General features: G+C 30.3%; 9 protein-coding genes and 1 pseudogene. All 10 read left to right on the forward strand.

The window, feature by feature from the left end:
* Positions 1-1,707 (forward strand): polymorphic toxin-type HINT domain-containing protein (locus tag BUC06_RS24230; RefSeq protein WP_262487942.1); only part of this gene is annotated, 1,707 nt, incomplete at its 5' end.
* Positions 1,707-2,327 carry a hypothetical protein gene (locus BUC06_RS23130; protein ID WP_073336969.1) on the forward strand — a complete coding sequence of 207 codons (621 nt, stop codon included), beginning with the start codon at positions 1,707-1,709 and terminating at the stop codon, positions 2,325-2,327. The genes BUC06_RS24230 and BUC06_RS23130, both read left to right, overlap by 1 nt.
* Before the next feature lie 77 nt (positions 2,328-2,404).
* On the forward strand, positions 2,405-2,791 hold the full coding sequence (locus BUC06_RS24020) for a hypothetical protein (RefSeq protein ID WP_073336971.1): 387 nt from the start codon (positions 2,405-2,407) through the stop codon (positions 2,789-2,791).
* Positions 2,788-3,186: a hypothetical protein gene (locus BUC06_RS23140; RefSeq protein ID WP_073336973.1), complete on the forward strand. Its 399-nt coding sequence runs from the start codon at positions 2,788-2,790 to the stop codon at positions 3,184-3,186. The genes BUC06_RS24020 and BUC06_RS23140 overlap by 4 nt, the downstream gene beginning before the upstream one ends.
* Before the next feature lie 36 nt (positions 3,187-3,222).
* Positions 3,223-3,279, forward strand: a pseudogene (locus BUC06_RS24465) (hypothetical protein); the annotation flags it as partial.
* Between the two features lie 24 nt (positions 3,280-3,303).
* Positions 3,304-3,615 (forward strand): hypothetical protein, encoded by a 312-nt coding sequence (locus BUC06_RS23145; RefSeq protein ID WP_228423896.1) that lies wholly within the window; start codon positions 3,304-3,306, stop codon positions 3,613-3,615.
* Between the two features lie 4 nt (positions 3,616-3,619).
* Positions 3,620-4,108 carry a hypothetical protein gene (locus BUC06_RS23150; RefSeq protein ID WP_073336975.1) on the forward strand — a complete coding sequence of 163 codons (489 nt, stop codon included), beginning with the start codon at positions 3,620-3,622 and terminating at the stop codon, positions 4,106-4,108.
* A gap of 27 nt (positions 4,109-4,135) precedes the next feature.
* Positions 4,136-4,273: a hypothetical protein gene (locus BUC06_RS24470; RefSeq protein WP_083564180.1), complete on the forward strand. Its 138-nt coding sequence runs from the start codon at positions 4,136-4,138 to the stop codon at positions 4,271-4,273.
* Positions 4,212-4,433, forward strand: a complete 222-nt coding sequence (locus BUC06_RS23155; protein ID WP_073336976.1) for a hypothetical protein — start codon at positions 4,212-4,214, stop codon at positions 4,431-4,433. Before BUC06_RS24470 ends, BUC06_RS23155 begins: the two co-directional genes overlap by 62 nt.
* 100 nt (positions 4,434-4,533) lie before the next feature.
* A complete protein-coding gene (locus BUC06_RS23160) occupies positions 4,534-5,148 on the forward strand; it encodes a hypothetical protein (RefSeq protein ID WP_073336978.1) in 615 nt (204 codons plus the stop codon).
* Positions 5,149-5,275: the final 127 nt, after the last annotated feature.

Here is a 5,275-nt window from a genome sequence, read left to right on the forward strand (position 1 = left end):
GAAATGCTGATGGCATCTTCATCATCCAAAAGAGCGATGCAGCCACAGGCTTTTTCGATCGATGAACGAATTGCCCTGCCGCCTGCTAAAACTCCAGACTTACAATATTTTGCTACCGCAGAAGGATTTTATGATTATGCAAAAGATCAGTATATTTACCAATACACAGATCATTTAGGAAATGTAAGGGTTTCTTACGGAAGAAACAGCGCAGGTGCTCTTGAAATTACAGATGCCAATGATTACTATCCTTTTGGGATGAATCATCTGAAAACGGGTAATGCTTATTTTGCACAGGGAAGCTATAAGAATAATAAATATAATGGCAAGGAGCTTCAGGAAACCGGGATGTACAGTTACGGCTGGAGAGAATATATGCCCGATATTGCCCGATGGAACGGTATAGACCAATTGGCTGAAAGTTATTTATCTGCAAGTCCTTACGCGTATGTATTGAACAATCCTGTCAATATGTTTGATCCTGACGGAAGGTTAACAATGGCAGCATTCACACAGGCAATGTGGGATCAAACTCCGGACGGCACAAACTCTTATTGGGCCAATACCGGATCAGGATTTACAAGTTACGAAGGAGGTTCAAGTGGTTCAGGAGGTCCAGGACTCGCCTACAATTCCTCCGTAAGTTATGGTGGTGCTTTTACAATGGGGAACTGGGAAAATGTTATCCCGGTTACTATCAATGCTCGCGGAAATAGCGCAACATGGAATAATTCTGAGAATCTAGTGTTTAACAGTTTACTGATGTATAGCAAGTTTACGGGTGCTTTGGGACAAGCTACCTATGATATGAACAGTAGCAATATGGGTTCTTATATCCTTAATTCCAAAGCATCACAGAGTGTAGCAGGGGTTGAAAATTTCCTGTTCCTTGAACTTCCTGCATCTATGATGGGAGGTGAGCTTCTGGCATTGGGATGGAGAGCTGCAGGATTGAGCCGTATTATATGTGGACCACTAGGAAGAGTAACCAACGGGCTTATAAAAATCTGCTTTACGGAAGGAACTTTGGTGGCAGTGGAAAAAGGCAGCAAAAAGATTGAAGACATCAAAGAAGGTGATCTTGTATGGAGCTACAACGAAGAAACAAATAAAAAAGAACTGAAAAAAGTAGTTGAGCTATCCCGCAATACATCTTCTTCATTAGTGAAAATCTCTGTTAATGGCACAGAAATTACCTGTACACCGGAACACCCTTTCTATGTAAACGGAAATTGGGTAGAAGCTAAAGACCTTAGAAAAGGAATGCTTCTTACTACTTTAGACGGAACAACTTCTCCTGTAGAATCTATTATATTCTTGGATGGCAAAGTAAAAGTCTATAACTTTGAAGTTGAAGGCAACCATAATTATTATGTTTCTGAGAAAGGGATTTTGGTGCATAATACATGTTGGACGGAAAGACTTGGAATGTTTATGGAATATGCTGCAAATATTGAAACAAAATCACTTACTTCTCAAGAGGCTACTATAAATCATTTAGAAAGTGTATTTAAAATGTTGGATAAAACAAGAACAGATGAGCGGATTTTAAAATTAGTTGGAGAAACCAATGTAGTCGTTAAAGATGGCATTAAAACAATATATCAAGCTGGTAGCGCAACTGGAGGTAATTACACTAAAGTTTTTCCAAATGGAGGTTTTCAGATATTTAAAGATCATATAGTAATAATTAATAAATTGAAATAATGCATATAGAAAATTTAAAAGTGACACTATTTAATTTATATTGTAGCAATGGTGCTAATCCTTTTTTTGAATTTCTTTCTGTTGAAAATGGGAAAATAATAGCAAAAAATAGGAATGTCTATATCGAAGGAAATGAAAAAGAAATAATCGTTTTTTTTGATGAAAATTTATATTTATACCAAAAAAAATTACAATACTTAACAAAAGATAATACATATAAAACTTTTCAATCAATTAATTTTGCACTTGAATACTTTCAATATATTATTAGAGCAACTAATGATATTAGATTTGAGTTATATCATTATTTTTTATACAAATTACAAAAAAATGGAATTATAAATCGTTCGTGGAATTTTCATTATACAAATAATGAAAATATGGAAAGTATGATACTTAATCTTGGCATTTTTGATTTAATAAAAGGAGATAAAAAATTATATTTTAATATTGAAATATTATTTTTTAATGAAAACATATGTAAAATGAGGTTTATTCCCGAAAAGCCATTATGGAACGAAGGAAAAGTATGCCCCAAAAGAGATGTCGATGAAATTATAGAGTATTTCCATAATCTCCAAGCTGAAAATTACGAAGATATTCCATTAATAGAATCATAAACAAAAAAGAGTAGCTACCAGCTACTCTTTTTACAGTTTTAAAAGGAATAATTTCTCCTGTAGAATCTATTAATTTCTTGGATGAGAAAGTAAAAGTCTATAACTTTGAAGTAGAAGACAACCATAATTATTATGTTTCTGAGAAAGGAATTTTGGTGCATAATAACTGCGAATATACCACAGAGTTCATCAAGGGATTTTATGTAAGAGGTATGACTACAATGGAGAATGGAGTTTATAACAGAACCGTTCAAGGACTTGCTAATTATGAAGGAAAAAGCCTCTTCGAACTTGTAAGGGCATTTGAAAGTCAAGCTAAAAGTGCAGGCATGGATAAAGTTGTTATAAAAGGTGTTGATATTGTAGAAACCAGATTAATGAACCCAAGAGCAGCAGAACTTATGGGTTATACTTATAAAGAACTTAGTAAAAATAGTATAGAATTAGTAAAGTTTTTAAAATGATAAAAAATGTAAATATCGTTAAGTCTAAATTTAATAGAATAAAGCAAGATTTTTTTAAAACAGATCTATTTGAAAATTTAGAAAGCAATATACAACAACAATTAAATAAGAATATTTTATATTTAGATAACGAGATTCCTGTTTTAGGATATTTTTCTTCTGTAAATAGTTTTTGGATTCTTACCGATTTTAGACTAATTACCAATTTTACAAAAGTTTTACTTGATGATATTGAAAAAATTGAAGTACCTGAAATCTTTGAAGAAGGGAAAAGTAATTATGAATGCAATAGTATACAGATAATCAAAAAGGATAATACAGATTTTAAATTGAGCCTTGAAAATTCAACTTGGTATGCTGTATTAAATGTTTTACAATTTGTTACTAGAAAATAAACTTAAAGAGTAGTCAAGGCTACTCTTTAATATTTTGAAGTAGAAGGCAACCATAATTATTATGTTTCTGAGAAAGGGATTTTAGTGCATAATGATTGTAGTTTAATGACTGAATTTATGGGACAGTTCCGTCAACATATTTCAGTTTTTGATGGAAGTATAAATATGGGATGGTTTACTGGTGACGTAATGGAATTACAAGTTAATGGCATTGTAAGAGCTAGTAATGCTCCTAAAAATGCAGTATTTAAAGCATTAACAGAAGGGGCTGAAACTATGGCTAAAAAATATGGAATGAGTGAAGTTAGAATACAGTTTAATATGGTAATGAATCAAAACCTTAAACACAATTCTCTTTGGGCTAGAGAATATGGATATTTCTTCAGTAGAGAGGGTGATACTGTTGTTTGGGAAAAAGTTTTACATTAATATTATGAATACAAAAGAATTTAAAGATAAAGCGATTGAGATTAGTCTTAAATGTGTAGACAAAGAACCAAAAGATTGGCTTACATTTAATGATAAAATGAATACACAATTATTAGATGATAGCTATAATTCCAAATTTGTTTTATTAGAAAAAAATGAATTACCTATTTTAAATTGTAGCTTAAATAATTCGTATTTATTAGTTACAACTGAAAGAGTTATTTCGATAATAGATAATAAGTATGATGAGGTGTATTCTAAAGATTTTGAAGGATTATGTAATGATTACGAAAAATTTAATTATAAAAATGAGAATAACCAACATCCTAAGACAAATTTTATATGTATTGAAAAGACTAATAAAGCAAAGTTGTTAGTAATTACAGATTCTTATTATCCAGCTTTTTTTGCTAAAATGCTAATATGTAATGTATTGCTATATAAAAAAGAAGGAAGGTGGTTTTTAAATCCAAGCAAAAAAAGCTTTGAATAGCAAAATTTAGATAACAATAAAAAGAGATTGACCAAAATCAGTCTCTTTTGTTATTTAACAATAAAAGTCTATAACTTTGAAGTAGAAGGTAACCATAATTATTATGTTTCTGAGAAAGAGGACGGAAAGACTTGGAATGTTTATGGAATATGCTGCAAATATTGAAACAAAATCACTTACTTCTCAAGAGGCTACTATAAATCATTTAGAAAGTGTATTCAAAATTCTTGATAAAACAAGAACAGATGATAGAATAATTAAATTAATTGGAGAAGGAGCTAAAAATGTATATCCTGGGCCTAATGGTTCTAAAATGATTTATTAGGCAGGAAAAGAAAGCGCTAAGAATTATACAGAAGTATTTCTTGATGGTGGTTTTCAGATAATTAGAGATGGTAAAGTTGTAATAAGTAAAGTTAAATAAGATGATAGAAAAACTTAAATATGCCTTATTCAGTATTTCCGATTATGATATTTATCGAAAATATTTCCAAACTAAAGATAGCATAACAATTTATTATAAAAATGTTATTGTTAAGGCAACAAATGATGAAATTTCAGTATTCTATGATTCTGAAGAGCATTTTGTTACAAAAGGGTTAAAATATTTAGATAAAAATAATACACTAAAACTTTTTACTGATATTCCTGCTGCAATTGATTATATGAGTTATCTTTCATTAGTGACATTAGATATTAGATATACATTATATCATTATTTTTTGTTCAAATCAAATGAATCAGAAATAGATTATAAGTCTATCTCATTTGTACTTGTTGGGAGCTATCCAAATTACTCCGAAGAAAATTTAAGTATTCGTTGTGATATAGGAGGTTTGACTATTAAGAATAGAAAAGTAAAATACAACTGTTTAATTCTTTTTAATAATGACGGATCATGTAGATTTTCTTTTTACCCAGAAGAACCGGCTTGGAACGAAGAAAAAATATGTCCTAAGAGAGATATTGATAAAATTATAGAATATATTCTTAATCTCAATGTTGACAATTACGAGGATATTCCATTAATAGAATCATAAACAAAAAGAGGCCGTCTCACAACTGAGGCGGTTTTTTTTTGGTTATTATTTTAGGTTTTTATATTTTTATATTTGATAATCAGATATTTGTTTATGAATTTCAAGTATTATAATCAGAATCAGTTGG

The organism is Chryseobacterium carnipullorum, from assembly GCF_900142785.1.
Classification (GTDB): Bacteria; Bacteroidota; Bacteroidia; order Flavobacteriales; family Weeksellaceae; genus Chryseobacterium; species Chryseobacterium carnipullorum.